Raw genomic sequence first — 26,700 nt, forward strand, 5'->3', positions numbered from 1 at the left:
GGCCCCTCGAACGGAAGCGGTTTTCGCCATGACGCATGACCTGCCCCTCGACCCGGCCAACGGCCCGCTGCTGGTCGCCAGCCACAACGCCGGCAAGATCGCGGAATTTCGCGAGCTCCTGGCGCCGCTCGGCTTCGAGGTCGTGTCGGCGGCGGACAAGGGGCTGCCCGAGCCCGAGGAGACCGGCACGACCTTCGAGGAGAACGCCCGGATCAAGGCGCTGGCGGCCGCCCGCGCCACCGGCCTTCCCGCGCTGTCGGACGATTCGGGGCTGGCGGTCGACGCGCTGGGCGGCGATCCCGGCATCTACTCGGCGCGCTGGGCAGGCCCCGCCAAGGACTTCACCATGGCCATGCGCCAGATCGAGGAGAAGCTCGAGGCGGCCGGCGCCGCGACGCCCGACCGGCGTACCGGCCGTTTCGTCGCCGTCCTCAGCCTTGCCTTCCCCGACGGCCAGACGCGCGAATTCCGCGGCGAGATCGAAGGCACGATCGTCTGGCCGCCGCGCGGAAGCCTCGGCTTCGGCTACGACCCCTGCTTCCTGCCCGAGAACGAGACGCGCACCTTCGGCGAGATGCCTTCGCACGAGAAGCACGGCTGGGTGCCCGGCCAGGAAACGGCCCTGTCGCACCGCGCCCGCGCCTTCCGGCTCTTCGCGCGGGAAGCGCTCGGGGTCTCGTGAGCCTCGCCCTGCGCCCCCTGTCGGCGATCCGGCCCTACACGCCGCCGGCCGGCGATCCCGGCTTCGGGGTCTACGTCCATTGGCCCTTCTGCGCCGCCAAGTGCCCGTATTGCGACTTCAACAGCCACGTCCGCCACGAGCCGGTGGACCAGGCGCGCTATGTCGCCGCCTTCCGGCGCGAGCTCGCCGAACAGGCGCGACGCACCGGCGGCGAGACCGTGACCTCGATCTTCCTGGGCGGCGGCACGCCGAGCCTGATGGAGCCGGCGACGGTGGGCGCGATCCTCGACGAGATCGCCTCGCTCTGGACCGTGGCCGATGGCGCCGAGATCACGCTGGAGGCCAACCCCTCGTCGGTCGAGGCGACACGCTTCCGCGGCTACCGGGCGGCCGGCGTCAACCGCGTCTCGCTCGGCGTGCAGGCGCTGAACGACCAGGACCTGCGCCGCCTCGGGCGACTACACGACGTCGATCAGGCGCTGGGCGCGATCGGCCTCGCGCGCGAGATCTTCCCGCGCCTCTCCTTCGACCTCATCTACGCCCGCCCCGGCCAGGGCGTTGCGGCCTGGGAGGCCGAGCTCGCACGGGCGATCGGTCTCGCCGCCGACCACCTGTCGCTCTACCAGCTGACCATCGAGGAGGGCACCGCCTTCCATGCCCTGCACAAGGCGGGCAAGCTGACGGTGCCGGACGGAGAGCTTTCGGCCGAACTCTACGAGGCGACACAGCAGATCACCCGCGCGCACGGCCTGCCGGCCTACGAGATTTCCAACCACGCCGTGCCGGGCGCGGAATCGCGCCACAACCTCACCTACTGGCGCTACGGCCTCTATGCCGGCGTCGGTCCCGGCGCCCACGCCCGCCTTCCCGGCCCGGACGGCACGCGCCACGCCGTGTCCAACGAGAAGCATCCCGAAACCTGGCTGCGCATGGTCGAGGACTGGGACGCCGGCTTCGTCGAGGATGTCCCGCTCGAGCCGCAGGAGCAGGCGGACGAGCTGATGCTGATGGGCCTGCGGCTCGTCGAGGGTATGGATCTCAGGCGCTGGCGCGAACTGTCCGGGCGCGACCTCGACGCCGAGACGGTCCGCGAGCTCGCCGGCCACGGCATGGTCGAACGTCTCGGGCCCGACCGCATCCGCGCGACGCCGACCGGCATGCTGGTGCTCGACGCCGTGGTGGCGGACCTCGCGTGACGACGCTCGCCGTCTACGTCATCGCGGCTGTGGCGGAGATCGCCGGCTGCTTCGCGCTCTGGGCGGTGTTGCGGCTCGACGCCTCGCGCTGGTGGCTGGCTCCCGGCGTCGTTGCGCTCACGCTTTTCGCCTATGCCCTGACGCGCGTCGACGCGGAGTTCGCCGGGCGCGCCTATGCCGCCTATGGCGGGGTCTACATCCTCGCCTCGCTCCTGTGGATGTGGGGCGCGGAGGGTGCGCGGCCCGACCGGTTCGACCTCATCGGCGCTGCGCTCTGCCTCGCGGGTGCGGCCGTCATCCTCTGGGCGCCGAGGGCGGCATGAGCGACGAGCCCGTCGCCGAGCCCACGATCGCAACCGGCGAGGAGCGCGGCGGCTTCACGATCCGCGACGCCGCCTTCCCCGCCTACCGCCCCGAGCCGGCGCTCTACCTCGTCGCCACTCCGATCGGGAACCTTGGCGATATCACGCTGCGGGCGCTGGAGATCATCGCGGGCGCCGACGTCCTCGCCTGCGAGGACACGCGCCAGACCGGCAAGCTCCTGCAGCGCTACGGCATCCGGCGCCGGGCCTGGTCCTATCACGAGCATTCGGCCGAGAGCGCCGACGAGGCGCTGCTTGGCGAGCTCGCCGCCGGGCGCTCCGTCGCCCTCGTCTCCGACGCCGGCACGCCGCTCGTCTCCGACCCCGGCTACCGGCTCGGACGCGAAGCGATCGCGCGGGGCCTTCCCGTCGTCCCGGTTCCCGGCGCCTCCGCGCCGCTCGCCGCGCTTCTCGCCTCGGGCCTGCCGTCCGACGCCTTCTTCTTCGCCGGTTTCCTGCCCGCCAAGGAAAGTGGCCGGCGGGCGCGGCTGGAGGCGCTCGCCCGCATTCCCGGCACGCTCCTGTTCTTCGAGGCGCCGCACCGGATCGCCGACAGTCTCGCCGACATGGCGGATGTGCTGGGCCCGCGTCCCGCCGCCGTCTGCCGCGAACTCACCAAGGCCTTCGAGACGATCTACCGCGCGCCCCTGCCGGATCTTGCCGCTGAGTTCGCCGCGATGGAGCGGGTGCGCGGCGAGATCGTCGTCTGCGTCGGCGGCCCCGCCGACGAGGCGGCGGACGCGCCGGCCGATGTCGACGCCATCCTGCGCGGGCTCCTCGCCGAGATGAAGCCGGCCAAGGCCGCGCAGGAGGCGGTGAAGCTCACCGGCCTCCCCCGCCGCGACCTCTACCAGCGCGCGCTGGCGCTGAAGTCTCCATGAAAGCAGCCGACCGCCTCGCCGAGCGCCGCGCGCGCTTCGCCAAGGGTCATCGCAGCGAGTGGCTGGCGGCCTGGGCACTCCGCCTCAAGGGCTACCGCATACTCGCCATCCGCCATCGCACGAGGCTCGGCGAGATCGACATCGTCGCCCGGCGCGGCGATACGGTCGCGATCGTCGAGGTGAAGGCGCGCGCGAGCCTCGAGGCGGCGCTGGACGCGGTCACGCCCGCCGCGCAGGCCCGCATCGCGCGCGCCGCCGACCTCTGGCTCCAGAAGCAGCGCGACCATGCCCGCCTGTCGCTGCGCTTCGACATCGTCGCCGTCCTGCCCCGCCGCTGGCCGGTCCACATTCCCAACGCCTGGGCCCCCGCCTGACCTCCCGAACCCGAAGGCTCCTCTCCGTATGGCCGACTACGACCTCCTGACGATCGGCAACGCCATCGTCGACATCATCTCCCGCACCGACGATGCCTTCCTCGCCGAAGCCGGCATCGAGAAGGGCGCGATGACGCTGATCGACGCCGCCCGCGCCGAGGAGCTCTACGGCAGGATGGGCCCCGCCACCGAAATGTCGGGCGGCAGCGCCGGCAACACGGTGGCCGGCCTCGTCTCGCTCGGCGGCACCGGCGCCTATTTCGGCAAGGTGGCGGACGATCAGCTCGGCCGCATCTTTGCCCACGACATCCGCTCGCTCGGCATCCGCTACGAGACGGCGCCGCTCGCAGACACGCCGCCGACCGCCCGCTCGATGATCCTCGTCACGCCCGACGGCGAACGGTCGATGAACACCTATCTCGGCGCCTGCGTCGAGCTGTCGCCCGAGGACGTCGTTGAGGAGATCGTCGCCGCCGCCCGCGTCACCTATTTCGAGGGCTACCTCTGGGATCCGCCGCGCGCCAAGGACGCGATCCTCCAGGCCGCCCGGATCGCCCACGCCCACGGGCGCGAGGTCGCGATGACGCTGTCGGACAGTTTCTGCGTCCACCGCTACCGCGCCGAGTTCCTCGACCTCATGCGGTCCGGCACCGTCGACATCGTCTTCGCCAACGAGCCCGAGGCGCTGGCCCTCTACCAGACCGAGATCCTCGAGGAAGCGCTCCACCATCTCGGCCAGGATTCAAGGCGCCTCGCCGTCGTCACCCGCGGTGCCGAAGGCTGCGTGGTGGTCGAGGGCGCCAGCCGGCAGGCCTTCCCCGCGACCGTCGTCCCCGACGTCGTCGACACGACGGGCGCCGGCGACCTCTTCGCCTCGGGCTTCCTGCGCGGATACACAGCCGGCCTCCCTCACGACCGGTCCGCCCGCCTCGGCGCCATCGCCGCCGGCCACATCATCGCGCAGATCGGCCCCCGCCCGCAGACACCGCTCGCCGCTCTGCCGGAGGTCCGGGCGATCCTGGGGTAGGTGCAGATGGGACGTTGCGGGGCTGCCGCCCCGGTCCCCGCTCGGGGCCTGACGTCCCCGAACCCCTGCTTTCATTTGATAGTTTTCCAGAAGAATGGGGGCCGCTGGCCCCCATTCTTTTGGACACTCTTCGAAATGGAAGAGGGTCCAGGGACATCATGTCCCTGGCGGGGTGCAGGGGCAGCGCCCCTGCTCACATCCCACCCCGCGCCTTACCCCGCGACCGCCGGGCGCTCGGTGGCGACGCGGTAGCTGATGGCTTCGGCGAGGTGCGGGCGGCCGACGGTCTCGGTGCCGGCGAGGTCGGCCAGCGTCCGGGCGACCTTGAGGATGCGGTGGTAGGCGCGGGCGGAGAACGCCATGCGCTCGGCGGCCTCGCGCAGGAGCTTCGAGCCGGCGGCATCGGGGGCGGCGACGCGCTCGACGAGGGCCGCCGAACAGTGGGCATTGAGCGTCGTGGGCGGCAGACCGAGGGCTTCGTAGCGCGCGGCCTGGATGGCACGAGCGGCCTCGACGCGCGCCCGCACCGTGGCGGACGGCTCGGACGGGGCGACGGTCAGGAGGTCGGCGGCCGAGACGGCGGGCACGTCGATGCGGATGTCGATGCGGTCGAGCAGCGGCCCGGAAACGCGGGCCTGATAGTCCGAGGCGCATCGTGGCCCACGCGCGCAGCTGTGGCCGGGCTCGCCGGCCATGCCGCAGCGGCAGGGGTTCATCGCGGCGACGAGCTGGAACCGCGCGGGATAGGTGACGCGGTAGTTGGCGCGTGCGATGACGCTGTCGCCGCTTTCGATCGGCTGGCGGAGCGAATCGAGGACAGCGGGCGAGAACTCCGGCAGCTCGTCGAGGAAGAGGACGCCGCGATGGGCGAGCGACACCTCGCCGGGGCGCGTGCGATGGCCGCCGCCGACCATCGCGGCCATCGAGGCGGAGTGGTGCGGCGCGCGGAAGGGTCGCCGGTCCGACAGCCGCCCGTCGGACAATTCGCCCGCGATCGAGGCGATGCGCGACACGTCGAGGATTTCGGCGGGCACGAGCGGCGGCAGAATCGAGGGCAGGCGTCCGGCGATCATCGACTTGCCGGAGCCCGGCGGCCCGCACATCAGCATGTTGTGGCCGCCGGCAGCCGCGACCTCGAGGGCCCGGCGGGCGGCCGCCTGGCCGCGAATCTCGGCCATGTCAGGGAGGTCCGAGGCCGACGCGCGCACGGCGGGCTCGGGCCGGCCGAGCACCTGCGTGCCGCGGAAGTGGTTGGCGATCTGGATCAGGCTGCGCGCGGCGACGATCGGCATGTCGACGCTCGCCCAGGCGGCTTCCGGCCCGCCGGCCTCGGGGCAGATCAGGCCGAGCGACAGGTCGTGGGCAGCCATCGCCGCCGGCAGGACGCCCGCGACCGGCGAGACCGTGCCGCCGAGCGAGAGTTCGCCGAGGACGAGGTAGCCGGCAAGCTTCTCGGCGGGCAGCGCGCCGAGCGCCGCCATCAGGCCGAGGGCGATCGGAAGGTCGTAGTGCGAGCCCTCCTTCGGCAGGTCGGCGGGCGCGAGGTTCACGGTCACGCGCTTGGGGGGCATCGACAGGCCGGACGCGTGGAGCGCCGCCTGGACGCGCTCGCGGCTTTCCGCCACCGCCTTGTCGGCGAGGCCGACGATCTGCATCCTCATCTTGCCGGGCGCGACCATCACCTCGACATCGACCGGAATGGCGTCGACGCCCTGGAAGGCGACGGTCCTGACGCGCGAGATCATGCCGGCCCGTTCCCCAACGCCTGTCGTCCCCAATCCTCTGGAGGTTAACGAAGCGCCGCGTCGGCGACAAGAACGAGGCGGGAACAAACATGCGTCCTCCACAACCTCTGCGAGTTTCCGGACCGCGTTTCGGAAGGGAACAGGCGCCCGTCGGGGCAACACGCAAACTTGACCGGACTGAGAGCTTGTCGAGCACAATTCTGCTACTAACCACACCCGGTCGCCGCTACAGGTCGCGCTCCTTTTACCTCCCGGGATTTTATCTTTCGTGTTCAGACCTGTCGCTGCGGCAGGCCTTGCGCTCCTGCTCGCCGGCTGCGTCCAGCCCATCGTCAAGACCACCGGCCCGCTGGCCATCACGCGGGTGGACATCAACGCTGCCCCGACGTTGAAGGCGCATACCGATCTCCTGCCGCAGGTGCGCCAGACCGTGCCGGCCCAGCTCGTCGGCGCTCATCCGGGCAAGCCGGCCGTGCTCGACCTGACGCTGGTCGACGTGCACTACAAGAACCCGGTCGCCTCGCTTCTCGTCGGCGATTCCAACCACCTGACGGCCAAGGGCGTGCTGCGCGCGGAGGACGGCACCGAGATCACCCGCTTCGACGCGCGCACCTCGGACCAGGGCGCGATCAACGGCATCGCCGGCGCGGTGATTTCCGTCGCACAGGACCGTGCGCGGGTCGACCGGGCGATGGCGCGCGAACTCGCCAGGAACCTGGAGGGCCGCATCTATGGAAAGGTAACCCGCGAGCCGGCGCAGCTGGAGCTCGCGCCGAAGATCGGAGCGCCCGTCGCGCCTCCGGCCCCTGCAGCGGCGCCGGCCCCCGCGGCACCCCGCGTCGGCGCGCCGAAGCCGCTTCCGAAGGGCGCGGCGGGCGTCTGACGGCTTCGTGCAGAAACGAAGAAGGGCGCCCGGAGGCGCCCTTTTTTATGGTCAGTAATCTCGGTCGTAGCCCTCGGGATCGAAGGGGCCGGCATCCGTGCGCTGCCAGCGCGGCGGGCCGCCCTCGTAGCGCTCGCGCCGATCCTCCCAGCGCTGGCGCCGATCCTCGCGGCGCTCTTCCCAGCGGTCCCGGCGCTCGTCGCGACGCTCCTCCCAGCGGCGGTCGTCGCGGCGGGCATGGGGCGGAGGCGGCGGGCCGTCGCGCCAGTCGCGGCGCGGCGGACCACCGCGGTCGAAAATGCGCGGGCCGTAGATGCCGTCCCAGCGCTGGCGCTCGCGATAGAAGGGCCGGTCGCGGTAGTAGCGGTCCCAGTAGTCGCCGAACGAATAGGTGACGACCGGCGCGCCGATGTAGCGCACCGAGCGCTCGCCGGTGTAGCGCACGCCGCCACGCACGAAGGCGAGGTAGTTCGACGACATCCAGCCGCGCTGGCCGTAGAAGTCGACGTCGCACCACGAGCGGTTGGCGAGGCACCCGTAGACGCGCACGTCCTCGCCGCCGCGCACCACGTTGACGGGCGGATAGGCGGTCGACGGGCCGGCACGCAGGTTGACGTTGGTGGTCGCGATCGCGGTCGCGGCGCTGGCAATGCCCGGCACGAGCAGGGCACTGAAGAGGAGGGCGGATTTCAGAAGGGTCAGGCGGGGCATGGGAGCCGTCCGGTCACAAGGCTTCGATGAACGCATTCAAGCACGGCGCGGACGAACGGTTCCCGAACGCCGCGTTCATCGGGCGTTCAGGAACGGGCTTCAGCGCTTGGCCTCAACGGCGTCCCAGTAGAGGGCAGCGATGTCGGCGCCGCCGAAGCGCTTCACCTCGCGAATGCCCGTCGGCGAGGTCACGTTGATCTCGGTGAGGTAGTCGCCGATCACGTCGATGCCGACGAACACCTGGCCGCGCTCCTTCAGCGTCGGGCCGATCCGTGCGCAGATCTCGCGCTCGCGCTCCGTCAGCTCGGTCGCCTCTGCGCGCCCGCCGACATGCATGTTGGAGCGCGCGTCGGTCTCGGACGGCACGCGGTTGATCGCACCCACCGGCTCGCCGTCGATCAGGATGACGCGCTTGTCGCCCTTGCGCACGTCCTTCAGGTAGCGCTGCACGATGAAGGGCTCGCGGAAGAGAAGCGCGAAGGTCTCCATGAAGGAGGAGAGGTTGCGGTCCTCCTTCGTCAGATGGAAGACGCCGGCCCCGCCGTTGCCGTAGAGCGGCTTCATCACGATCTCGCCGAACTCGGCGCGGAAGTCGGCAACCTCCTGCGGATCCTTGGTGATGATCGTCTCCGGCATCAGGTCGGCGAACTCGGTGACGAAGATCTTCTCCGGCATGTTGCGCACCCAGGCCGGGTCGTTGACCACCAGCGTCTTCGGGTGGATCCGCTCCAGGATGTGGGTCGAGGTGATGTAGTTCATGTCGAAGGGCGGGTCCTGGCGCAGCAGCACCACGTCCATGTCGGCGAGGTCCACCTTCTCCTGCGGGCCGAGCACGAAATGCTTCCCCTGCTCCTCGACGAGGTTGAGCGTCTCGACGCGGGCCGTCGCGCGCCCGTCGCGCAGCGACAGGCGGTCGGGCGTGTAGTGAAAGAGCTGGTGCCCGCGCCGCTCGGCCTCCAGGCACAGGGCGAAGGTCGAATCGCCCTTGATGGTGATTCCCGACACGTGGTCCATCTGGACCGCGACCTTGAGCGACATGGCGGCTTCCTCGTCTGGAAAGGGCGTCTTCCCGCGCGAGGTAGCGGGGATGGGCGCGCAAGTCCACTTGGGGCCGGCCATTGCTGGCGGCGCACCGCCGTCCCATCTCCTGTTTCCGGACACACGATGGAGCCTCCGCGATGATCCTGGCCTCGGCTGGCCGCGCCCTCGGCGACGTCTTCTCGCCGCCCTTCCGGGCCGCGCTCTGGAAATCGCTCGGCCTGACCGCCGTCGTGCTGGTCGCGCTCTGGTTCGCAGTGCGCTGGCTGTTCGAGGCCGAGGTGATCCCGTTCGTCTCGCAGTTCTCCCCGGACATGCCGGCCTGGGTCGACAATGCCGGGACCCTTGCCGGCTGGGCGGCGGGCGTCGCGCTCGCCTTCCTCCTCGCCTTCCTGATCGCGCCGGTCTCGGCGGTGATCGCCGGGCTTTTCCTCGACGACGTGGCGGAGGTGGTGGAGCGGGACGATTATCCCGGCCACGCCGTCGGGCGCGCGCTGCCGCTCGGGCGCTCGATCGTCCTGTCGGTCAAGTTCTTCGGCGTCGTGATCCTCGGCAATCTCCTCGCCTTCGCGCTCCTCCTGGTGCCGGTGGTCAATTTCGGCGCCTTCTTCGTGATCAACGGCTATCTTCTCGGCCGCGAGTATTTCGAGTTCGCAGCGCTCCGCTACCGGTCGGAAGAGGAGGTCCGCGCGCTTCGCTCGCGCTACGGCGGCACGGTCTTCGCCGCCGGCCTGCTGCTGGCGGCCTTCCTGGCGGTCCCGATCCTGAACCTTCTAACGCCGCTCTTTGCCGCCGCCATGATGGTGCATCTCCATCAGCGCGTGTCGCAGCGGGAGGGCGGGCTGCCCCTCGAAGGCGTGGTGCCCGGCACGATCGAAGGCGCGCCGGGCGTCGCGGCTCAGCCGCCCGGACGCTTCGCACCCGGCGGCAGGGGCTGAGGCCCCGGCGGGGCGTCGGGCAGGGCGACGAGCGGCGCCGCGGTGTCGCACCACTTCTCGTCGGCCCGGCAGAGGTCGGCGATGATGCAGACCTCGCAGTCCGGCTTCCTTGCCTTGCACACGAAGCGTCCGTGCAGGATCAACCAGTGATGGGCGTGGCGCAGGAACCCGTCCGGGATGATCTTGAGGAACCCGTCCTCCACCGCCTCCGGCGTCTTGCCGGGCGCGATCTTGATGCGGTTGCCGATGCGCAGGATATGCGTGTCGACCGCGAGCGTCTCCTCGCCGAAGGCCGTGTTCAGGATGACGTTGGCGGTCTTGCGCCCGACGCCCGGCAGCGCCTCGAGCGATGCCCGGTCGCGCGGCACCTCGCCCCCGTGCCGGTCGCGCAGGATTTCCGACAGGCGCTGGACGTTCTTCGCCTTGGTCCGGAAGAAGCCGATCGACTTGATCGCCTCGCGGATCTCGTCCTCGCCGAGCGCCGCCATGGCTTCGGGCGTCGAGGCACGCGCGAAAAGCGCGCGCGTCGCCCGGTTGACGCCGGCATCCGTCATCTGCGCCGACAGGACCACGGCAACCAGCAGCGTGAACGTGTTGACGTGTTCGAGTTCCGAGGTCGGGTGCGGGCGCTGGACCGCGAAGCGGCGGAAGATCTCGGCCACCTCGTCCGGCGCGTAGGGGATCTTCGGCGCCTTCGCCCGCGCCTTGGCGCGCACGGCCTTGGCCACCGGCGCGGCCTGGCCCGCACACGTCGATGGCGCTTTTCGCGCGCGCTTGGTCGCAGGCGCTTTTTCCGCCATGGTCAGAGCCCTATTATCGCCTCGGCGGCTCGGGGAGCCGCCGCCCATTGGACCGGATCCAGCCTGCGAGGCAAGACGCAGATGACCGACAGCGCCGATCGCACCGTCTTCCATGCCCTGCTGACGCCCTACCGCTCGCTGGGAAAGCGCGGCTTCAACGTGACCATGGCGCTGTTCGGGGGCTTGAGCCTCCTGTCCGGCGCGGTGTTCGTCTCGCATGGCGCCTGGCCGGTCGTCGGCTTCTTCGGCCTCGACGTCCTGCTCCTCTGGGTGGCGCTCAGGGCGAGCTTCCGTTCGGCCCGCGCGTCGGAGGAGGTCCGCGTGTCGCGCACCGAACTGACCATCCGCAAGACCTCGCCGCGCGGCGCGGTGCAGGAGGCCCGCTACAACCCGTTCTGGACCCGCTTCCTCGTTCGCCGGCACGAACTGGCGGGCGTCACCCACATGGCGGTCGCGGGCGAAGGGCGGCAGACGGAGGTCGGTGCCTTTCTCAACCCGGAGGACCGCGAGAGCTTCGCGGAAGCCTTCAACCGCGCTCTCAACGAGGCGAAACGCGGCTGACGCGCCGCGCCTTCGGAAAACGGGTGGCTCCGGGGTCGGCCATGGTCCATCGTCGCGCCGAAGATGACGCGCGGAGCGATCCGATGACCCACCATACCCCCTCACCCGGCCCGGCCGAGCCGCTGGGCGACCTGTCGCCGGTCCCCCCGCCCTCGGACTACCCGTTGGTGCGCGCGGCGATCGAGTTCATCTCGGCGGAATATCGCAGCCAGCCCTCGCTCGACGCCGTGGCCGAGGCCTGCGGGGTGACGCCCCAGCGGCTGGAGGCCGCCTGCCGGCGTTGGGCCGGCCTCAGCCCCAAGGCGTTCCTGCAGGCCGTCACCATCGATCACGCCCGACGCCTTCTCGGCGACGGACTGCCTCTTCTCGACACGGCGATCGAGGTCGGCCTGTCCGGCCCGTCGCGCCTGCACGACCTCTTCGTCAAGCACGAGGCGATGAGCCCCGGGCTTCACAAGGCGCGCGGTGAGGGCCTGTCCCTGTCCTACGGGTTCGCCGACACGCCCTTCGGCCGCGCGCTGGCGGTCTGGACGGCGCAGGGGCTGGCGGGTCTCGCCTTCTCGGACGAGGAACGCGGCGGCGACGCGCATGCGCTCGCCGATCTTCTCGGCCGCTGGCCGCGGGCCTCCAGCGTGCGCAGCGACGAGGGTGCGGCCCGGCGCCTCGCGCGCGTCTTCCGGCCGGACGAGTGGGGCGCGGGCGCGCCGCTGCGCATCGTCCTCATCGGCACCGACTTCGAGGTGCGGGTCTGGGAGCGGCTCCTCGCCATCCCGTTCGGCGCGGCGCACACCTATTCGGGGATCGCCGCCGAGATGGGCGCGCCGAAGGCTTCTCGCGCGGTCGGGGCGGCCGTCGGCCGCAATCCGATCTCCTTCGTGGTGCCGTGCCACCGCGTCGTCGGCAAGTCGGGCGCGCTGACCGGCTACCACTGGGGCCTGACGCGCAAGCGCGCGATGCTCGGCTGGGAGTTCGCGATCGCGGCCGGGGGCTGATCGCCGCAGCCGGGAACCCGTCGGCAGCCCGCGCGTCCACCACCCCGACGACGTGGGAAGGACGACCGGCATGGACGCAGCGGTGGAGAAGGACACGGGGCACGGGGCGCTCAGCGAGGCCGAGCGCGCGGAGGCCTTTCGCCGGCTGCGCGAGCACATGCCGGGCCGCACCCCGAGCGCCAAGGGTCCGAAGGACCAGCCCGACCCGTTCCGCTCCGTCGTCTCCTGCCTCCTGTCGGCGCAGAGCCGCGACGTGAACACGGCGGCGGCCGCCAAGGCGCTGTTCGCGCTCGCCAAGACCCCGGACGCGATGCTGAAGCTCTCGGAGGAGGAGATCGCCCGCGCGATCAAGCCCTGCGGCCTGTACAACATGAAGGCGAAGAGCATCAGACGCCTGTGCGCCGCGCTGATCGAGGAGCACGACCGCGTCGTGCCGCAGACCCGCGAAGGGCTGATGGCGCTGCCCGGCATCGGGCGCAAATGCGCCGACATCGTCATGAGCTTCACCTTCGACGAGGACGTGATCGCGGTCGACACCCACGTCTTTCGCGTCTGCAACCGCACCGGCATCACCAATGAGCGCACCGCCGACAAGACCGCCGCGGCGCTGGAGCGTTCGGTGCCGGACTGGGCCCGGCGCGACGGCCATTTCTGGCTCCTGCAGTTCGGCAAGACGGTGTGCCTGTCGCGCCGGCCGCGCTGCGAGACCTGCTTTCTCAACGACATCTGCCGCTGGTTCGCCGCCGCGCGCGACGCCTGACGGCCTGCCCCCGGATCAGCCGAAGGCGCTGGCGTAGGCGTCCGGCTTGAAGCCGACGAGGATGGTCTCGCCCGTTTCGGCGACCGGCCGCTTGATGAGGCTGGGATGGGCGAGCATCAGGGCGACGGCCTTCGCCTCCGTCAAGTCGGCGCGCTCGGCGTCCGTCAGCTTGCGGAAGGTCGTGCCGGCGCGGTTGAGAAGCGTCTCCCAGCCGGCCGCCTCGCACCAGCGCCGCAACTCGGCCTCGCCCGGCGCGTCGGTCTTGAAGTCGCGGAAGCGGTGCTCGACCCCGCGGGTGTCGAGAAAGGCCCGCGCCTTCCTGACCGTATCGCAGTTGCGGATGCCGTGAAGCGTCAGGGACATGGGAACTCTCGATGATGCGAGGAGAGGGCGAACCGCGTCGCCCCCTCCGATGCGGATGGACCTTGAGCCGCCCTCCTACTCGATCTTGGCGCCGGCCGTCTCGATGACGGGCTTCCAGCGGGCGATCTCATCCTTGACGTGGACGGCGAGTTCCTCCGGCGTGCCGCCGACCGTCGTCGCGCCGACCTCGGCGAGCCGCGCCTTGACGGTCTCGTCCTGGATCGCCTCGTTGGCGGCCTTGTTGAGCGTCGCCACCACCTCCGGCGGTAGGCCCTTCGGCCCGAAGAACGCGTTCCAGGTGTTGGTCTCGTAGCCCGGAACGCCGGCTTCTTCCATCGTCGGGATGTCGGGGAAGTTGGCGGCCCGCTCCTTGGTGGTCACGGCAAGCGCCCGCAGCGCGCCCGAGCGGATGAACTCGGTCGAGGACGGCAGGTTGTCGAAGTTGATCGGCACCGCGCCCGACACCGCATCCACCAGCGCCGGGCCCGAGCCCTGGTAGGGCACGTGCACCATGTCGGTGCCGGTCATCGACTTGAAGAGTTCGCCCGACAGGTGCAGCGGCGTGCCGTTGCCGGACGAGGAATAGACCTCCTCGCCGGGCTTCTCCTTCAGCCGCGCGATGAGCTCCTGCACCGTCTTGGCGGGATAGTCCTTGTTGACCGTGAGCACGTTCGGAACCGTGACCAGCCAGACGATCGGCGTGAAGTCGGCGATCGGGTCGAAGGGCGGCTTGGCGTAGAGCGAGGCCGAGAGGGCGTGGGTGGCGATCGTGCCCATCAGGATCGTGTAGCCGTCGGGTTGCGCCTGGGAGACGAAGGTCGCCCCGAGATTGCCGCCGGCCCCGCCCTTGTTGTCGACGAGCACCTGCTGGCCGAGCGTCTCGCTCATCTTCTGCGCGATGGTGCGCGCGACGAGATCGGTCGAGCCGCCGGCCGCAAACGGCACGACCAGCGTGACCGGCTTGTTCGGATAGTCCTGCGCGGCAGCGCCCAGCGTCGTGGCGGCGAGGAGCGCGAAGGCTCCGGCGATGGCGGTCAAAGTCTTCATGCAACCTCCCTTGAGCCCGTCGGGGCGCGCGGGAGGATGAACGGCCGGCCGGCCGGCCGCAATCGCGCCATTCCGTTGATATCGATTGAATCGGGTGTTCACGCGTTTGTGTCATGTGACCCGCAGGCCACGGCGCCCCGGCGAAGTCGCGAGATCCCAAGGGAGACGATTGAAACCACTCCCCCGGTGCGAAAGATGTCTGGGCAAAGGCGCCCGTTGCGCCGCCGGAGTTCCCATCATGACGCATCGCCTCCTCGCCGGCCTCCTGGCCGCCACCGTCCTCTCTGCCGCACCGGCGCTCGCCGCCGACTACGAGACCGTCGACACGAGCGAGGTCGCGATCGCCAACAATGCCGACCTCATCATCGAGCTCGGCGCCGGCATCTCGACGCAGCCTGCCTACGAGGGCGCCGACGACTACGATATTTCCGGCTATCCGATCGTCTCGCTCCAGTATCTCAACATCCCCGGCCTCTTCGCGATCGGCTCGCCGGAGGAGAAGCAGGGCGGCCTTCGCATTGGCCCCTCGTTCCGCTTCATCGACAAGCGCAGCGCCGACGACTACCCGGAGCTGAACGGCACGCTGGCGCTCGACCGCAGCTACCAGCTCGGCCTTCGCGCCGGCTACGAGTTCCCGGTTTACGACACGCTCAACATCGAGGTGTACGGCGAGGCGCGCTACGCCTTCAACGAGGGCGAGGGCTTCGTCGGCGGCGCCGGCATCGACTTCATCTCGCGCCCGACCGAGCAGTGGGAGTTCAAGCTCGGGCCGCGCACGACCTTCGCCGACTCAAACTACAACAGCACCTACTTCTCGGTTCGCCCGCTGGAATCGATCGCGTCCGGCGGACGCCTCGCCGCCTATGATGCCGGCGGCGGCTTCAAGTCGGTCGGCGCGGCCGCCTCGGCGCGCTACGAATTCCGTCCCGACTGGTTCCTCAACGCCAACGCCGCCTACGAGCGCATGGTCGGCGACGCCGCCGACTCGCCGATCGTCAAGGTCGGCTCGGAGGACCAGTTCTTCGCCGGGTTCGGCATTTCCAAGCGCTTCTCGATCGACCTGTTCTGATCGCCGAGCCACACCGCGCCCCCTGCAACCCGCCCGGCCGTCCGGGCGGGTTTTTCGTGGCCGCGATCGGGGGCGGCCGGCGCCCTTAACGGCTCGTCAGCCTCGGTTAACGCCCCGTTAAATCGCCGTATTTACTCTGCACGGCCACCCATGGGGACAGGCCGCGCGCACCCGTGCCGGCGGCTTCGACAAATTCAGCGCGCGTTCAGGCGCTGGGCCCCACGGGTTACAGACAATCGGCCTCGAACGGCGCCGGTCAAGACGAGGGGACAGTCGCGATGGCCGCGAGGCGCAAGGGCGAGCGAATCGAGCCGAGCTTCGGCGGATCGGGCGGTGGCGAGGACGAGATCCGCATCTCGCCCGACGACCGGGCCGTCGCCAGCACGGGCCGCCCGCCGCGCGGGCGCCAGATCGACGGCGAAGCCGCGCGGCGCGTCAAGGATCTCGGCTCCGGCGGTCGCGGCGGGCGCCGCGGCGCGGGCGGCGGGTCCGGCGGCGGCGGCAACGACGAGGGCGGTCGCGGCTTCTTCGGCGGCCGGCCGCGGCGTCGGCGTTCCTTCCTCGGGCACCTTGTCCGCCTCTCCTTCCTGCTCGTCTTCTGGGGCGGCATCGCCGGCCTCGCGCTCATCGGCTATTTCGCGATCAAGCTGCCGCAGGAGGCCTGGGCGATCCCGGATCGGCCGCCCAACGTCAAGATCGTCTCGGTCTCGGGCGATCTCCTGGCCGACCGCGGCACCACCGGCGGCGAGGCGGTCGCGCTCGACCGCATCAGCCCCTACGTGCCGCAGGCGGTCATGGCGATCGAAGACCGGCGCTTCTATTCGCACTGGGGCGTCGACCCGGTCGGCATCCTGCGCGCCTTTTCCGAGAACCTCGCGGCCGGCGACACCGTGCAGGGCGGCTCGACGCTGACGCAGCAGCTTGCCAAGAACATCTTCCTGACGCCGGACCAGACCCTCCAGCGCAAGATCCAGGAGGCGATCCTCTCGCTCTGGCTGGAGACCAAATTCTCCAAGGACCAGATCCTGGAGATGTACCTCAACCGCGTCTACTTCGGCTCCGGCGCGACCGGCATCCAGGCGGCCGCGCGGCGCTACTTCGACAAGAACGCGGACGAGCTCAACCTCATCGAGTCGGCCACGCTCGCCGGGCTCCTGAAGGCGCCTTCGCGCCTGTCGCCGGCGCGCGACCCGGAGGCGGCGCGCGCCCGCGCAGGGGTGGTGCTGCAGGCCATGCTCGAGGAAGGCAAGATCACCAAGGCCGAGTTCGACGACGCCCTCGCCTCCAAGCCCACCAAGGCGAAGAGCTTCTGGACCGGCCCCGAGCACTATGCGGCCGACATGGTGATGCGCGACCTGCCGCTTCTCGTCGGCGGCGAGATCAAGGAGGACGTGGTGGTCGACACCACGATCGACCTCACCTTGGAAAAGGAAGCCCAGAAGGCGATCGCCGGCACGATCGACCGCGCGACGCAGAACGTGACGCAAGGGGCGCTGGTCTCGATCGACGGCACCGGCGCGATCCGCGCCATCGTCGGCGGGCGCGACTACGCCGCCTCGCAGTTCAACCGTGCGGTGGACGCCAAGCGCCAGCCGGGTTCTGCCTTCAAGCCCTTCGTCTACGAGACGGCGCTCGAATACGGCGTGCGGCCGGAGACGGTGATGAACGACGGGCCGGTCAAGATCGGCAACTGGTCGCCGTCGAACTACGACAACCGCTTCCGCGGACCGGTGACGGTGGCGGACGCGCTGATGCGCTCGCTGAACACCATCGCCGCCCAGCTCACCGCTGAGGTCGGCCCCGCCGCGGTGATCGAGACGGCCAAGCGGATGGGCATCCAGTCGCCGCTCGTCGACAACGCCTCGCTGGCGCTCGGCACGTCGGAAGTCTCGCTCCTCGAGTTGACCGGCGCCTACGCGACCTTCGCCAACGGCGGCTACCGGGCGACGCCGCACCTCGTGAACAAGGTGACGACGGTGTCCGGCAAGGTGCTCTACCAGCGCGACGACGCCGTGCCGCCGGTGATCGTCACCTCCGACATCGTCGGCATGATGAACGCGATGATGACGCGAGTCATCAGTTCGGGCACCGGCCGGCGCGCCGCGCTGAAGGGCTGGCAGGCGGCGGGCAAGAGCGGCACCACGCAGGACTTCAAGGACGCCTGGTTCGTCGGCTTCACCGCCAACCTCACCACCGGCGTCTGGCTCGGCAACGACAACGGCAAGCCGATGCGCCAGGTGACCGGCGGCTCGTTGCCGGCGGACGCCTGGAAGGCGTTCATGACCGCCGCGCACGAAGGCCTGCCGGCGATGCCGCTGCCGGGCGACTACCGGATCGGCGAGCCCGGCAACCAGCCGATGGCGTCCGGCTACGGCGACCGCATCATCGGCTACGACACTGAGGGCAACCCGGTCTACGAGAGCAACGAGCTGCCGGGACCCGGCTTCGAGGGCGGGGCGCCGCAGCAGGCGACGGGCGAACTGCCGCCGGCGGCGGCGCCCGGCAGCGTCGTGCCGGGCCAGGACGGCTATGCCGAGCGAAGCCCGCGCGGAGAGCCGCGATACGAGCCGCAATACCGCTCGACGCCGGGCTATCGCGACCTGCCCGCCGAGCCGGACTATGCGCGCCGGCCGCCGCCGCGGGGCGAGGACCCTTACGGCGACGACGAGTACGGCGGCCCGCCGCCGGAATACGGCTACGGCGAGCCGGCCCGCATGCGCCCGCCGGCCGACATCGGCCCGCCGCGCACGGTCGGCCGCAACCAGCTGCCGCCCGATGCCGTGCTCGAAGGACCGGCGATCGCGGTCAGCCCCGACCAGCTGCCGCCCGACGCGGTGCTGGAGGGGCCGGCGCCCGGCGGACGGGCGAGCGACCGCTCGCTGTTCCGGGGCCTCTTCGGCGGAGGATAGGACAAGGGCCGCCGGCAGGAGATGCCGGCGGCCCTTTTCGTTGTCGCAGGAGCGTCCGCGTCAGGCGAGCCCCTCCTTCCGGGCCTCGTCCTTGGCCGTTCCGAGGGCGGCTTCCGCCACCGACGAGACCTTCTCGGCGATCGTCTCGCCCTCGCCCGTCGGCTTCAAGCCCTTCTCGTCCGCAACGGCGCTGCCCGCATCGAAGGCCTTGGCCGCCACCGTGCCGGCCTTGTCGAGCACCTCGCGCCCGGAATCGAGCGCCTGGTCGCGCAGCCGGTCGCGGGTTTCGCCGAGCCACTCGTCCTCGGTCCGGGTGGAGGGCAGCGCGGCGCCGATCGCCGCCCCCACCGCCAGCGCGACCGCGCCGAGCACCAGCGGCTCGTCCTGCAGCGTATCGAGGAACGTCCGTCGCGCGCGCCGGCCGTAGTAACCCGCGCTGTCGCCGGCCTGCGACAGGCCGCGATAGGACGCCTCGCGCGCCCGGGCCGCAGCGTCCCGCGCGTCGTGCGACAGGCGCGAAGCGCTGTCGGAGGCGGACGAGGCCGCATGCGAGATCGTGTCGCCCGCCTTGCGGGCGGCATCACCGACGGCGCCTGCCGCGCTCGAGGCCGCCGAACCGACCGAGGAGGCCGCGCCCGACACTGAGGACCCGATGCCCGAGGACGACGATCCGCCGTGACCGGGATAGGGGCCGGAGGTCACGCCGCGCGTGCGGTCCGCCTCGTAGCCGCTGCTGGCGCTTTCGAACCGGTTGTCGCGGTCGTCGACCGCCCAGCGGTCCGGGCTCCAGTCCCGGCCGTCCCGGTCGAACGCGTCGTCGTAGCGGTCGCGCAGGCGGCGGCCGGCGTCGCGCGTCGTATCCTTTGCGCCCTGCCCCAACATCAGCCACGCGATGCCGGCGCCGACGAGGCCGAGCGCCAGCGGATTGTCGCGCACCTGCCGGTTGAGGTTGCGCGCCATGTCGGCGCCCTGCCCTTCCCGGAGGTAGCCCATCGCCTCGTCGACGATCTGGCCGGGCGACAGCTTGCCCTTGAGGCTTTCCAGCGTGGCGTCGAGGTTGGAGCGGCGCTCCTCGGCCTCGCGCGCGAGGCGATCGGTTTCCGTGCTCATCGCGTCTGCTCCTTCACGAGTTGGCCGTCCTTCTGCAACTGGCCGAGCGAGCGCTCGGGCGCGAGGTTCACGGCCTCGAGGTTCTTCTTGCCGGCCGCCAGCAGCACGATGCCGATCACCGCGATCACGACGCCGACGAGAAGCGCCGCCCAGGCCGGGTCCATGATCTTGCCGAGCGCCACCACGAGCGCGCCCGACAGGACGATGAGGGATACGAGAAGGCAGATCGCCCCGGCCACCAGCGATCCGCCGGCGAGCTGGATCTGCGTGAGCTTGTCGGAAATCTCCGCGCGGATCAGCCTGCCTTCCGTGCGAAAGAGCTCGGTGGTCTCCCGCAGGAGATCGCTGAGAAGGTCGGGGACCGAACGGCTTTGATGCGGATCGATGCTCATGGACGCTCTCCCGTGCCGGGGTTGGAGGACTTGGCAAGGCCGGCCGTGTTGGTGGAACCGGAGACGCCCGGCTGGCTGAGTGCGGAGGTCTGCGGCGCCTCCTGCGGCGCCCGGTAGCCGGTCGCGTCGGCCTGCGACGAGGAGGCGGCGGTCGGGGTGGACGTCAGGCCCCCCGTCGCCGTGGAACCCGATGTACCCGCGCGGTTCAGGGCGGAATCGGACGCCGACCCCATGTCGTGTCGCCCCGAACGGTCGCCGAACGACGACGCTGCGCCGGCCCCGGACGAGTTGCCCTGGAAGCGAGAGCGGCCGTCGTCATGGCGCCAGTCGTCGCCGGAGCGAGCACCATGGCCGGCGTTCGAGCCGAGAGGGCCGGCATGGTCGCTCGAAGCGCGCGCGAAGCGGCCGAGCGCGACACCCGCGAGCGCCGCGCCGATCAGGAAGGCGCCGGGCTGGCGCCGCGCGAAGTCGGCGACCGACCGGGTGATGTCCTGGACGCTCCGCCCCTCGATCGCCTCGGCGGCCTGTTCAAGCCCGGACGCGGCCTGGCGGGCGAGGCCGGCGGCCATCGACTGGTCGCGCGCTCCGAGTTCCTCGGAGGCCTTGCGGATCGCGGCGGTGAAGTCGGACAGGCCGGAGGCGGCGGCCGCCTTGCCGTCCTCGACACGGGCGCTCGCGCGCTCGCGCACGCTGTCGCCGAGGCTCGCGCCCTCGCGGCGCAGAGTCTCGCCGGCTTGCGCCGCCGTGTCGCGAATGGATTGGCCCTCGCGGCGGGCCGCGTCGGACAGGGTCTGGCGATCGGTCTCGGCTCGTGAGCCGCTCTGGAATGGATCGGACATGGGGCTCTCCCTACCTGAGGCCGAGGAACGACAGGATGGCGAGGACGACGACGATCAAGCCGATGAGGTAGATGATGCTGTTCATGGGCGGCCTCCTTTCGCGACGGCGATGGGGCGGCCGGGCAGGCGTCTGCGCCCCGACCGCTCAGGAAAGCCAACATTCACCCCGGCTGATGGTTTCTGCGACTTGCGGATTAAACGGCTTAGCCGCCTATGCTCCGTCGGCCCGCCGGGGGTCGGACGAAGCCGTGCGGTCGAGGTTCGAGACCGTCTTGCGCCCCCCAAAGCCCGTTCATATATAGCCCTCAGCCCGCCGGGGCGGCCGTTTTCGAGAGCCCCTCGGCGAACCGAAATCCCATCCAAGGTGCGGCCACGCGGAACGCCTCGATCGAGGGTCCGGGCCCCACGCTCAACAAGGAGAGACAGACCATGGCGAAGGTGATCGGCATCGATCTCGGAACCACCAATTCCTGCGTCGCCGTCATGGACGGCAAGACCGCAAAGGTGATCGAGAACGCGGAAGGCGCGCGCACGACGCCTTCGATCGTCGCCTTCTCGAACGACGACGAGCGTCTCGTCGGCCAGCCGGCCAAGCGCCAGGCGGTGACCAATCCCGAGAACACCCTGTTCGCGGTGAAGCGCCTGATCGGCCGTCGCTACGACGACCCGACCGTGGCCAAGGACAAGGGCCTCGTCCCCTACAAGATCGTCAACGCCTCGAACGGCGACGCCTGGGTCGAGGCGCACGGCGAGAAGTATTCGCCGAGCCAGGTCTCGGCCATGATCCTGCAGAAGATGAAGGAGACGGCGGAAGCCTATCTCGGCGAGAAGGTCGAGAAGGCCGTCATCACCGTTCCCGCCTACTTCAACGACGCCCAGCGCCAGGCGACCAAGGACGCCGGCAAGATCGCGGGCCTCGACGTCCTGCGCATCATCAACGAGCCGACGGCCGCGGCCCTCGCCTACGGCCTCGAGAAGAACGACGGCAAGACGATCGCGGTCTATGACCTTGGCGGCGGCACGTTCGACGTGTCGGTGCTCGAGATCGGCGACGGCGTCTTCGAGGTGAAGTCGACCAACGGCGACACGTTCCTCGGCGGCGAGGATTTCGACATGCGCCTCGTCGACTACCTCGCGTCCGAGTTCAAGAAGGACCAGGGCATCGATCTGAAGAACGACAAGCTCGCCCTTCAGCGCCTGAAGGAAGCGGCCGAGAAGGCCAAGATCGAGCTGTCGTCCGCCTCGCAGACCGAGATCAACCTGCCGTTCATCACGGCGGACGCGTCCGGTCCGAAGCACCTGACGCTGAAGCTGACGCGCTCGAAGTTCGAGAGCCTCGTCGACGACCTCGTGCAGCGCACGGTCGGCCCGATGAAAGCCGCCCTCAAGGATGCCGGCCTCACCCAGTCCGATATCGACGAGGTGGTGCTGGTCGGCGGCATGACGCGCATGCCCAAGGTCCAGGAGGTCGTGAAGAACTTCTTCGGCAAGGAGCCGCACAAGGGCGTCAACCCGGACGAGGTCGTCGCCATGGGCGCCGCCATCCAGGCCGGCGTTCTCCAGGGCGACGTGAAGGACGTTCTCCTTCTCGACGTGACCCCGCTGTCGCTCGGCATCGAGACGCTCGGCGGCGTGTTCACGCGCCTCATCGACCGCAATACGACGATCCCGACCAAGAAGTCCCAGGTCTTCTCGACCGCCGAGGACGGCCAGAACGCCGTGACCATCCAGGTCTACCAGGGTGAGCGTGAGATGGCGGCCGACAACAAGTCGCTCGGCCGGTTCAATCTCGAGGGCATTCCGCCGGCACCGCGCGGCGTGCCGCAGATCGAGGTGACCTTCGACATCGACGCCAACGGCATCGTCAACGTGTCGGCCAAGGACAAGGGCACCAACAAGGAGCAGCGCATCACCATCCAGGCGTCGGGCGGCCTGTCGGACGCCGACATCGACAAGATGGTGAAGGAAGCCGAGGCCAACGCCGACGCCGACAAGAAGCGCCGCGCGGCTGTCGAGGCCAAGAACCAGGGCGAGAGCCTGCTGCACTCGGCCGAGAAGTCGCTCAAGGACTACGGCGACAAGGTGTCGGCCGAGGATCGCAAGGCGATCGAGGACGCAATCGCGGACCTGCGCGCCGAGCTCGACAAGGCCGACGCCGATGCCGACGCCATCAAGGCGAAGTCGGACAAGCTCGCCGAGGCCTCGATGAAGCTCGGCCAGGCGATGTACGAGGCGAGCCAGGCCGGCGAGGACGAGGGTGCCCAGCCGCACGCCTCGACGGCGCAGGGCGGCCGCGACGACGTGGTCGACGCCGACTTCGAGGAAGTGCAGGACGACGAGCGCAAGAAGTCGGCCTGATCGACCGCTCGAACGCCCGAAAAGAAAGGCCCCGGCGGGACGCACCGCCGGGGCCTTTTCTATGATGCGAGGCGGAACCTTTCGTCGTTTGGCGCCGCACAACGAATTTTTATCAGTCATCCTCCAGAGTCATTGGAACCGTCTCTGACATCTCGCGCCGAGGATGCCATGAAATCGCTGTCCAGTTCCCTGTCCGCCAAGCTGATCCTGGCCGCGGGAGGCGCGGTGACGCTGGTCTTGGCCGGCGCCTTCACCCTGATCTCGATGAGTTCGGCGGACCGGATCGAGACGATGGCGCTCGACCGGGCGACCGCCGAGGCGCGCATCGTCGCCAACACGATCGGCATCGGCCTCGGCCAGGCGACCGCGGTGGGCAACGCCACGGCAGGCGCGATCGGCGCGATGCACGAGGCGGGCCTCAGGGACCGCACCGCCTATGTCGCGCTCCTGAAGCCGGCGATCGGCTCCTACCCCAACCTCTTCGGCTCCTGGATGGCGGAAGCGCCGGGCGGCATCGACGGGACGGGCGATCCCGCGGCCGTCGGCTCCAACAAGGACGGCGCCTTCACGCCCTACTGGACCAAGGGCGCGAACGGCGGCGCCGACTACAGCACCTTCGCCGCGAAATACGATGCGGACTGGTACAAGGAGCCTGTCGCACGCGGCAAGGGCTACCTCACCGCCCCCTATCTTTCGGAGACCGGCGTCCTCATGTCGTCGGCCGCCTATCCCGTCATGTCGGGCGGCAAGCTGATCGGCGTCGCGGGCATCGACGTCGGCATGCAGGAACTCGCCGCCACGGTCTCGGCCCTGCAGCCCTTCGGCACCGGCCGGGTGTTCCTCGTCAGTGGCGACGGCAAGTGGCTGGTCGCGCCCGACGCCGCCATGCGCACCAAGCCCTACGAGGATATCGGCGCGGTGGACCTCGCGAAGGCGGCCGCCGACGGACAGCCGCGCATCCTCGGCACGCTGCCGGACGGCGCGACCCGCGTCGCCCTTCCCTTCCAGGTTCCCGGCTTCGACCTCACCTGGGCGACGCTGGTCGACGTGCCCGCAGCCGTCGTCGCCGGACCCGTGTGGCAGGAGCGCCTGCTCCTGGCCGGCGGCGGCCTTCTCGTCGTCGCCATCTCGCTCGGCGTCCTCGCCTTCGCCTCGCACCGCGTCGTGCGCCGACCGCTGCAGCGGCTTCTGGCGGACGTCGAGGCTCTCAGCGCCGGCGACTATACGCGGCCCGTCGAGGGACAGGGCAGCCGGGACGAGGCGGGGGCGCTCGCCACCGCGCTCGAAGGCTTCCGCCACGAACTCGCCTCCGGCCGCCAGGCCGAGGCCGTCGCCGCGCAGGAGCGCGTGCAGGCCGAAAGCGCGCGGCGCGAAGGCGAAGAGGAGCGCGCCCGGACGGTGGCCGAACAGGCCGAGGTGGTGGCACTCCTCGGCAGCGGCCTTGCCCGGCTGTCGGCCGGTGACCTGACGTGTCGCCTGTCCGGCCGGATCGGCGGATCCTATGCCAAGCTCGCCGCCGATTTCGACGCGGCGGTCGGCCAGCTCCAATCCACGATGCGGACCGTTTCGGGCATCGTCACCAGCATCGACGGCGGCACCGGCGAGATCAGCGCGGCCGCGCAGGAGATGGCCCGCCGGATCGAGGGCCAGGCGGCGAGCCTCGAGGAGACCTCGGCCGCGCTCGCCGACATCACGCTGCGCGTCAACGAGAGCGCGGGTCACGCCGTGTCGGCATCGACGACCGTGAAGGGCGCCTGTGCCGCCGCGCAGGCTTCCGACGAGATCGTCGCCCAGGCGATCGACGCCATGCGCGCCATCGAGGACTCCTCGTCGCGCATCGCCAAGATCATCGGCGTGATCGACGAGATCACCTTCCAGACCAACCTCCTCGCCCTCAATGCCGGCGTCGAGGCCGCGCGCGCGGGCGAAGCCGGCCGCGGGTTCGCGGTGGTGGCGCAGGAGGTGCGCGGCCTTGCGCAGCGCTCGGCCGAGGCCGCCAAGGAGATCAAGGATCTCATCGCCCGCGCCTCGCACGAGGTCGACGTCGGCGTGACCTTCGTCGAGCGGGCCGGCGCCTCGCTCCAAGGCATCGCCGCCAAGGTTCTGGAGATCGACGGCAAGGTCACGGCCATCGCGCAAGGGGCGGCCGAGCAGTCGACCGGCATCCGCGAGATCAACACGGCCGTCTCCCACATCGACCAGATCACCCAGCAGAACGCTGCGATGCTGGAAGAGGCGGCGGCCTCCAGCCAGTCGCTGCGGGGCGAGGCGGGGGAACTGCGCGATCTCGTCGCGCAGTTCGAGATCGGCGAGGAGCGCACCCGCGCCGCCCTTCGTCACGCGCCGGCCCGCCGGGCCGCCTGAACCGGCGCCAAGGGGCTTCCACGCGCTCCTCGGTCCGCTCGCCTGCCCCGCTCCATGGCGAGCGGGGCCTTGCCGTCGCCCTGCCCAGCGAGACCTGACGATGCACTACCGGATCTTCGACTGCTGGCGCTTCTCGGCCGCGATCCTGGTGATGACCTATCACTTCATGTTCTTCGCGCCGGGCACGCAGGCCCGGGTCGCGACCGATGCCCTGCACCATCTCCTGCCGCTTCTCGACGCCTTCTTCATGATCTCCGGCTTCGTGATCGCCGCGCGCTACGCGCCGCGCATGAACACGATGGGCGACTACCGGCGCTTCCTGCGCCGTCGGCTCGCCCGCCTTTATCCTCTCCACTTCCTGACGCTTCTGTTCTTCGGGTCGATCGGCACGGCCGGCGCGCTCGGCCTCGTCACGCTGCACGACCTGCCGCGCTGGAACATGGCGGACCTGCCGCTGCATGTCCTGGCGATCCATGCCTGGGGCACGACGGACCGGCTCACCTTCAACTATCCGAGCTGGTCGGTCAGCGCCGAGTTCTTCTGCTACCTCCTGTTTCCGGCCGTCGTCCTCGTCTGGCGGCGCGCCGGCATCGCCGGCCTCGCGTTCCTCCTGTTCGGCTGGATCGCGGTGCTCGAGGTCTGGAGCTATGCCGGCGTGTTCCCGAGCGGGCACTGGACAAATGCCGACACGTTCGGCGCCTATCGCGCCTTTGCCGACTTCACGGCGGGCGCGCTGGCCGCCGCCCTCGTCGCGCGGCGCGCGCTCACCGTCACCTCGCACGCGCCGGGACTGCTTGCGCTCGCCGCCGCGCTCCTGACCATGGCGAGCGCCTCGCTCGTCCACCTGACGCTCGCGCTCCTCTTCCTGGCCATCCTCCTGATCGGCCTGTCGGAGGGCGCGCGGCCCCGCTCCACCGAACGGTTGGAACCGGCGATGCCGCTTCTGCGCCTGTCCTTCGGCATCTACATCCTCCACGCGGCGTGCGAGATCGTGCTCCTGTCCTTCCTCTGGAAGCGGATCCTGGAGCCGCTGGAGATCATGAGCTTCTACGCCTTCCTGCCGGTCCCGATGCTGGCGACGATCGCACTCGCCTTCCTGTCGGCGCGCTTCGTCGAGGGGCCGCTCGGACGCCGGCTGGCGGGCGAGCGCGGCGCCAAGCCCCGGCCGCCGACGCTCGCCTCGGCCTGATGCGGCGGCGACGGGTCCGCGCAAGCTCCCTCCGCTTTTGCTCGTCGCTGTCCTATGGTAACGCGGACCCTCCACGCCTACATCGGGCCCGCGACGGAACTTCGCTGGAC

25 protein-coding genes are annotated in these 26,700 nt (G+C 70.5%); 16 read left to right on the top strand and 9 right to left on the bottom strand.

The window, feature by feature from the left end:
• Window positions 1-28 precede the first annotated feature (28 nt).
• The 6 genes from rdgB to ASF65_RS15830 are packed head-to-tail and all read left to right on the top strand — an operon-like array spanning window position 29 to window position 4,522.
• On the top strand, window positions 29-682 hold the full coding sequence (rdgB, locus tag ASF65_RS15805) for an RdgB/HAM1 family non-canonical purine NTP pyrophosphatase (protein ID WP_055891116.1): 654 nt from the start codon (window positions 29-31) through the stop codon (window positions 680-682).
• On the top strand, window positions 679-1,878 hold the full coding sequence (hemW, locus tag ASF65_RS15810) for a radical SAM family heme chaperone HemW (protein WP_055891120.1): 1,200 nt from the start codon (window positions 679-681) through the stop codon (window positions 1,876-1,878). The genes rdgB and hemW overlap by 4 nt, the downstream gene beginning before the upstream one ends.
• Entirely contained in the window at window positions 1,875-2,201 is a 327-nt protein-coding gene (locus tag ASF65_RS15815) for a YnfA family protein (protein WP_055891122.1), read from the top strand. Before hemW ends, ASF65_RS15815 begins: the two co-directional genes overlap by 4 nt.
• On the top strand, window positions 2,198-3,121 hold the full coding sequence (rsmI, locus tag ASF65_RS15820; protein ID WP_055891124.1) for a 16S rRNA (cytidine(1402)-2'-O)-methyltransferase: 924 nt from the start codon (window positions 2,198-2,200) through the stop codon (window positions 3,119-3,121). The genes ASF65_RS15815 and rsmI overlap by 4 nt, the downstream gene beginning before the upstream one ends.
• Window positions 3,118-3,495, top strand: a complete 378-nt coding sequence (locus ASF65_RS15825) for a YraN family protein (RefSeq protein WP_055891127.1) — start codon at window positions 3,118-3,120, stop codon at window positions 3,493-3,495. The genes rsmI and ASF65_RS15825 overlap by 4 nt, the downstream gene beginning before the upstream one ends.
• A 28-nt stretch (window positions 3,496-3,523) precedes the next feature.
• Window positions 3,524-4,522 carry an adenosine kinase gene (locus tag ASF65_RS15830; protein WP_055891130.1) on the top strand — a complete coding sequence of 333 codons (999 nt, stop codon included), beginning with the start codon at window positions 3,524-3,526 and terminating at the stop codon, window positions 4,520-4,522.
• 212 nt (window positions 4,523-4,734) lie between these two features.
• Here the strand turns inward: ASF65_RS15830 and ASF65_RS15835 are convergent, their stop codons facing one another.
• A complete protein-coding gene (locus tag ASF65_RS15835) occupies window positions 4,735-6,267 on the bottom strand; it encodes a YifB family Mg chelatase-like AAA ATPase (protein ID WP_055891132.1) in 1,533 nt (510 codons plus the stop codon).
• Window positions 6,268-6,535: 268 nt separating this feature from the next.
• Here ASF65_RS15835 and ASF65_RS15840 point away from each other — a divergent pair, with 268 nt between their 5' ends.
• Window positions 6,536-7,150, top strand: a complete 615-nt coding sequence (locus tag ASF65_RS15840) for a hypothetical protein (protein ID WP_055891134.1) — start codon at window positions 6,536-6,538, stop codon at window positions 7,148-7,150.
• 51 nt (window positions 7,151-7,201) lie between these two features.
• Here the strand turns inward: ASF65_RS15840 and ASF65_RS15845 are convergent, their stop codons facing one another.
• Together ASF65_RS15845 and gshB are read right to left on the bottom strand one after the other, a co-directional pair.
• Window positions 7,202-7,861, bottom strand: a complete 660-nt coding sequence (locus tag ASF65_RS15845; RefSeq protein WP_055891136.1) for an SH3 domain-containing protein — start codon at window positions 7,859-7,861, stop codon at window positions 7,202-7,204.
• A 99-nt stretch (window positions 7,862-7,960) separates the two neighbouring features.
• Complete coding sequence (gene gshB / locus ASF65_RS15850) at window positions 7,961-8,899, bottom strand: glutathione synthase (protein WP_055891139.1); 939 nt, start codon at window positions 8,897-8,899, stop codon at window positions 7,961-7,963.
• A gap of 140 nt (window positions 8,900-9,039) precedes the next feature.
• On the opposite strand from gshB, the gene ASF65_RS15855 reads away from it, so the two are divergent.
• A complete protein-coding gene (locus tag ASF65_RS15855; protein ID WP_082505711.1) occupies window positions 9,040-9,837 on the top strand; it encodes a sulfate transporter family protein in 798 nt (265 codons plus the stop codon).
• Here ASF65_RS15855 and nth (ASF65_RS15860) read toward each other — a convergent pair.
• Entirely contained in the window at window positions 9,798-10,643 is an 846-nt protein-coding gene (gene nth / locus ASF65_RS15860; protein WP_082505790.1) for an endonuclease III, read from the bottom strand. The genes ASF65_RS15855 and nth (ASF65_RS15860) overlap by 40 nt on opposite strands.
• Before the next feature lie 75 nt (window positions 10,644-10,718).
• Between nth (ASF65_RS15860) and ASF65_RS15865 the strand changes: the two genes are divergently transcribed.
• From ASF65_RS15865 to nth (ASF65_RS15875), 3 genes are all read left to right on the top strand, one after another.
• Window positions 10,719-11,198: a DUF2244 domain-containing protein gene (locus ASF65_RS15865; protein ID WP_055891142.1), complete on the top strand. Its 480-nt coding sequence runs from the start codon at window positions 10,719-10,721 to the stop codon at window positions 11,196-11,198.
• 83 nt (window positions 11,199-11,281) lie between these two features.
• Window positions 11,282-12,190, top strand: coding sequence for a bifunctional helix-turn-helix domain-containing protein/methylated-DNA--[protein]-cysteine S-methyltransferase (locus ASF65_RS15870; protein ID WP_055891703.1), 909 nt, complete (start codon window positions 11,282-11,284; stop codon window positions 12,188-12,190).
• 70 nt (window positions 12,191-12,260) lie between these two features.
• On the top strand, window positions 12,261-12,950 hold the full coding sequence (nth, locus tag ASF65_RS15875; RefSeq protein ID WP_055891145.1) for an endonuclease III: 690 nt from the start codon (window positions 12,261-12,263) through the stop codon (window positions 12,948-12,950).
• Between the two features lie 15 nt (window positions 12,951-12,965).
• Here the strand turns inward: nth (ASF65_RS15875) and ASF65_RS15880 are convergent, their stop codons facing one another.
• Entirely contained in the window at window positions 12,966-13,313 is a 348-nt protein-coding gene (locus tag ASF65_RS15880; RefSeq protein ID WP_055891147.1) for an arsenate reductase, read from the bottom strand.
• 75 nt (window positions 13,314-13,388) lie between these two features.
• A complete protein-coding gene (locus tag ASF65_RS15885) occupies window positions 13,389-14,360 on the bottom strand; it encodes a tripartite tricarboxylate transporter substrate binding protein (protein ID WP_055891150.1) in 972 nt (323 codons plus the stop codon).
• Window positions 14,361-14,598: 238 nt separating this feature from the next.
• On the opposite strand from ASF65_RS15885, the gene ASF65_RS15890 reads away from it, so the two are divergent.
• Together ASF65_RS15890 and ASF65_RS15895 are read left to right on the top strand one after the other, a co-directional pair.
• The gene (locus tag ASF65_RS15890) at window positions 14,599-15,429 is read left to right on the top strand and encodes a MipA/OmpV family protein (protein ID WP_055891152.1); all 831 of its coding nucleotides are present in this window, start codon (window positions 14,599-14,601) and stop codon (window positions 15,427-15,429) included.
• 278 nt (window positions 15,430-15,707) lie between these two features.
• Window positions 15,708-18,338, top strand: coding sequence for a transglycosylase domain-containing protein (locus tag ASF65_RS15895; RefSeq protein ID WP_055891154.1), 2,631 nt, complete (start codon window positions 15,708-15,710; stop codon window positions 18,336-18,338).
• Window positions 18,339-18,398: 60 nt separating this feature from the next.
• Here the strand turns inward: ASF65_RS15895 and ASF65_RS15900 are convergent, their stop codons facing one another.
• From ASF65_RS15900 to ASF65_RS15910, 3 genes are read right to left on the bottom strand one after another with little or no spacing between them, the layout of a single operon-like run.
• Window positions 18,399-19,448, bottom strand: a complete 1,050-nt coding sequence (locus ASF65_RS15900; protein ID WP_055891157.1) for a DUF3618 domain-containing protein — start codon at window positions 19,446-19,448, stop codon at window positions 18,399-18,401.
• Window positions 19,445-19,840: a phage holin family protein gene (locus tag ASF65_RS15905; RefSeq protein ID WP_055891160.1), complete on the bottom strand. Its 396-nt coding sequence runs from the start codon at window positions 19,838-19,840 to the stop codon at window positions 19,445-19,447. The genes ASF65_RS15900 and ASF65_RS15905 overlap by 4 nt, the downstream gene beginning before the upstream one ends.
• Window positions 19,837-20,679, bottom strand: coding sequence for a hypothetical protein (locus ASF65_RS15910; protein WP_055891166.1), 843 nt, complete (start codon window positions 20,677-20,679; stop codon window positions 19,837-19,839). The genes ASF65_RS15905 and ASF65_RS15910 overlap by 4 nt, the downstream gene beginning before the upstream one ends.
• A 213-nt stretch (window positions 20,680-20,892) precedes the next feature.
• Between ASF65_RS15910 and dnaK the strand changes: the two genes are divergently transcribed.
• The 3 genes from dnaK (at window position 20,893) to ASF65_RS15925 (ending at window position 26,590) form a co-directional block, all read left to right on the top strand.
• Window positions 20,893-23,037, top strand: coding sequence for a molecular chaperone DnaK (dnaK, locus tag ASF65_RS15915; protein ID WP_280137641.1), 2,145 nt, complete (start codon window positions 20,893-20,895; stop codon window positions 23,035-23,037).
• Window positions 23,038-23,205: 168 nt separating this feature from the next.
• Window positions 23,206-25,401, top strand: a complete 2,196-nt coding sequence (locus tag ASF65_RS15920; RefSeq protein WP_055891172.1) for a methyl-accepting chemotaxis protein — start codon at window positions 23,206-23,208, stop codon at window positions 25,399-25,401.
• 100 nt (window positions 25,402-25,501) lie between these two features.
• Window positions 25,502-26,590, top strand: a complete 1,089-nt coding sequence (locus ASF65_RS15925) for an acyltransferase family protein (protein ID WP_055891174.1) — start codon at window positions 25,502-25,504, stop codon at window positions 26,588-26,590.
• The last annotated feature ends 110 nt before the right edge of the window (window positions 26,591-26,700 follow it).

Origin of the sequence: Aureimonas sp. Leaf324 (genome assembly GCF_001423245.1) — a bacterium.
In the GTDB taxonomy this organism is placed as follows: domain Bacteria; phylum Pseudomonadota; class Alphaproteobacteria; order Rhizobiales; family Rhizobiaceae; genus Aureimonas.

Coding starts and splice junctions, on each gene's coding strand:
- rdgB (WP_055891116.1), top strand. CDS start 29: ATGACGCATGACCTGCCCCTCGACCCGGCCAACGGCCCGCTGCTGGTC.
- rsmI (WP_055891124.1), top strand. CDS start 2,198: ATGAGCGACGAGCCCGTCGCCGAGCCCACGATCGCAACCGGCGAGGAG.
- ASF65_RS15825 (WP_055891127.1), top strand. CDS start 3,118: ATGAAAGCAGCCGACCGCCTCGCCGAGCGCCGCGCGCGCTTCGCCAAG.
- ASF65_RS15830 (WP_055891130.1), top strand. CDS start 3,524: ATGGCCGACTACGACCTCCTGACGATCGGCAACGCCATCGTCGACATC.
- ASF65_RS15835 (WP_055891132.1), bottom strand. CDS start 6,267: ATGATCTCGCGCGTCAGGACCGTCGCCTTCCAGGGCGTCGACGCCATT.
- ASF65_RS15845 (WP_055891136.1), bottom strand. CDS start 7,861: ATGCCCCGCCTGACCCTTCTGAAATCCGCCCTCCTCTTCAGTGCCCTG.
- gshB (WP_055891139.1), bottom strand. CDS start 8,899: ATGTCGCTCAAGGTCGCGGTCCAGATGGACCACGTGTCGGGAATCACC.
- ASF65_RS15855 (WP_082505711.1), top strand. CDS start 9,040: ATGATCCTGGCCTCGGCTGGCCGCGCCCTCGGCGACGTCTTCTCGCCG.
- ASF65_RS15865 (WP_055891142.1), top strand. CDS start 10,719: ATGACCGACAGCGCCGATCGCACCGTCTTCCATGCCCTGCTGACGCCC.
- ASF65_RS15870 (WP_055891703.1), top strand. CDS start 11,282: ATGACCCACCATACCCCCTCACCCGGCCCGGCCGAGCCGCTGGGCGAC.
- nth (WP_055891145.1), top strand. CDS start 12,261: ATGGACGCAGCGGTGGAGAAGGACACGGGGCACGGGGCGCTCAGCGAG.
- ASF65_RS15880 (WP_055891147.1), bottom strand. CDS start 13,313: ATGTCCCTGACGCTTCACGGCATCCGCAACTGCGATACGGTCAGGAAG.
- ASF65_RS15885 (WP_055891150.1), bottom strand. CDS start 14,360: ATGAAGACTTTGACCGCCATCGCCGGAGCCTTCGCGCTCCTCGCCGCC.
- ASF65_RS15890 (WP_055891152.1), top strand. CDS start 14,599: ATGACGCATCGCCTCCTCGCCGGCCTCCTGGCCGCCACCGTCCTCTCT.
- ASF65_RS15895 (WP_055891154.1), top strand. CDS start 15,708: ATGGCCGCGAGGCGCAAGGGCGAGCGAATCGAGCCGAGCTTCGGCGGA.
- ASF65_RS15900 (WP_055891157.1), bottom strand. CDS start 19,448: ATGAGCACGGAAACCGATCGCCTCGCGCGCGAGGCCGAGGAGCGCCGC.
- ASF65_RS15905 (WP_055891160.1), bottom strand. CDS start 19,840: ATGAGCATCGATCCGCATCAAAGCCGTTCGGTCCCCGACCTTCTCAGC.
- ASF65_RS15910 (WP_055891166.1), bottom strand. CDS start 20,679: ATGTCCGATCCATTCCAGAGCGGCTCACGAGCCGAGACCGATCGCCAG.
- dnaK (WP_280137641.1), top strand. CDS start 20,893: ATGCTCCGTCGGCCCGCCGGGGGTCGGACGAAGCCGTGCGGTCGAGGT.
- ASF65_RS15920 (WP_055891172.1), top strand. CDS start 23,206: ATGAAATCGCTGTCCAGTTCCCTGTCCGCCAAGCTGATCCTGGCCGCG.
- ASF65_RS15925 (WP_055891174.1), top strand. CDS start 25,502: ATGCACTACCGGATCTTCGACTGCTGGCGCTTCTCGGCCGCGATCCTG.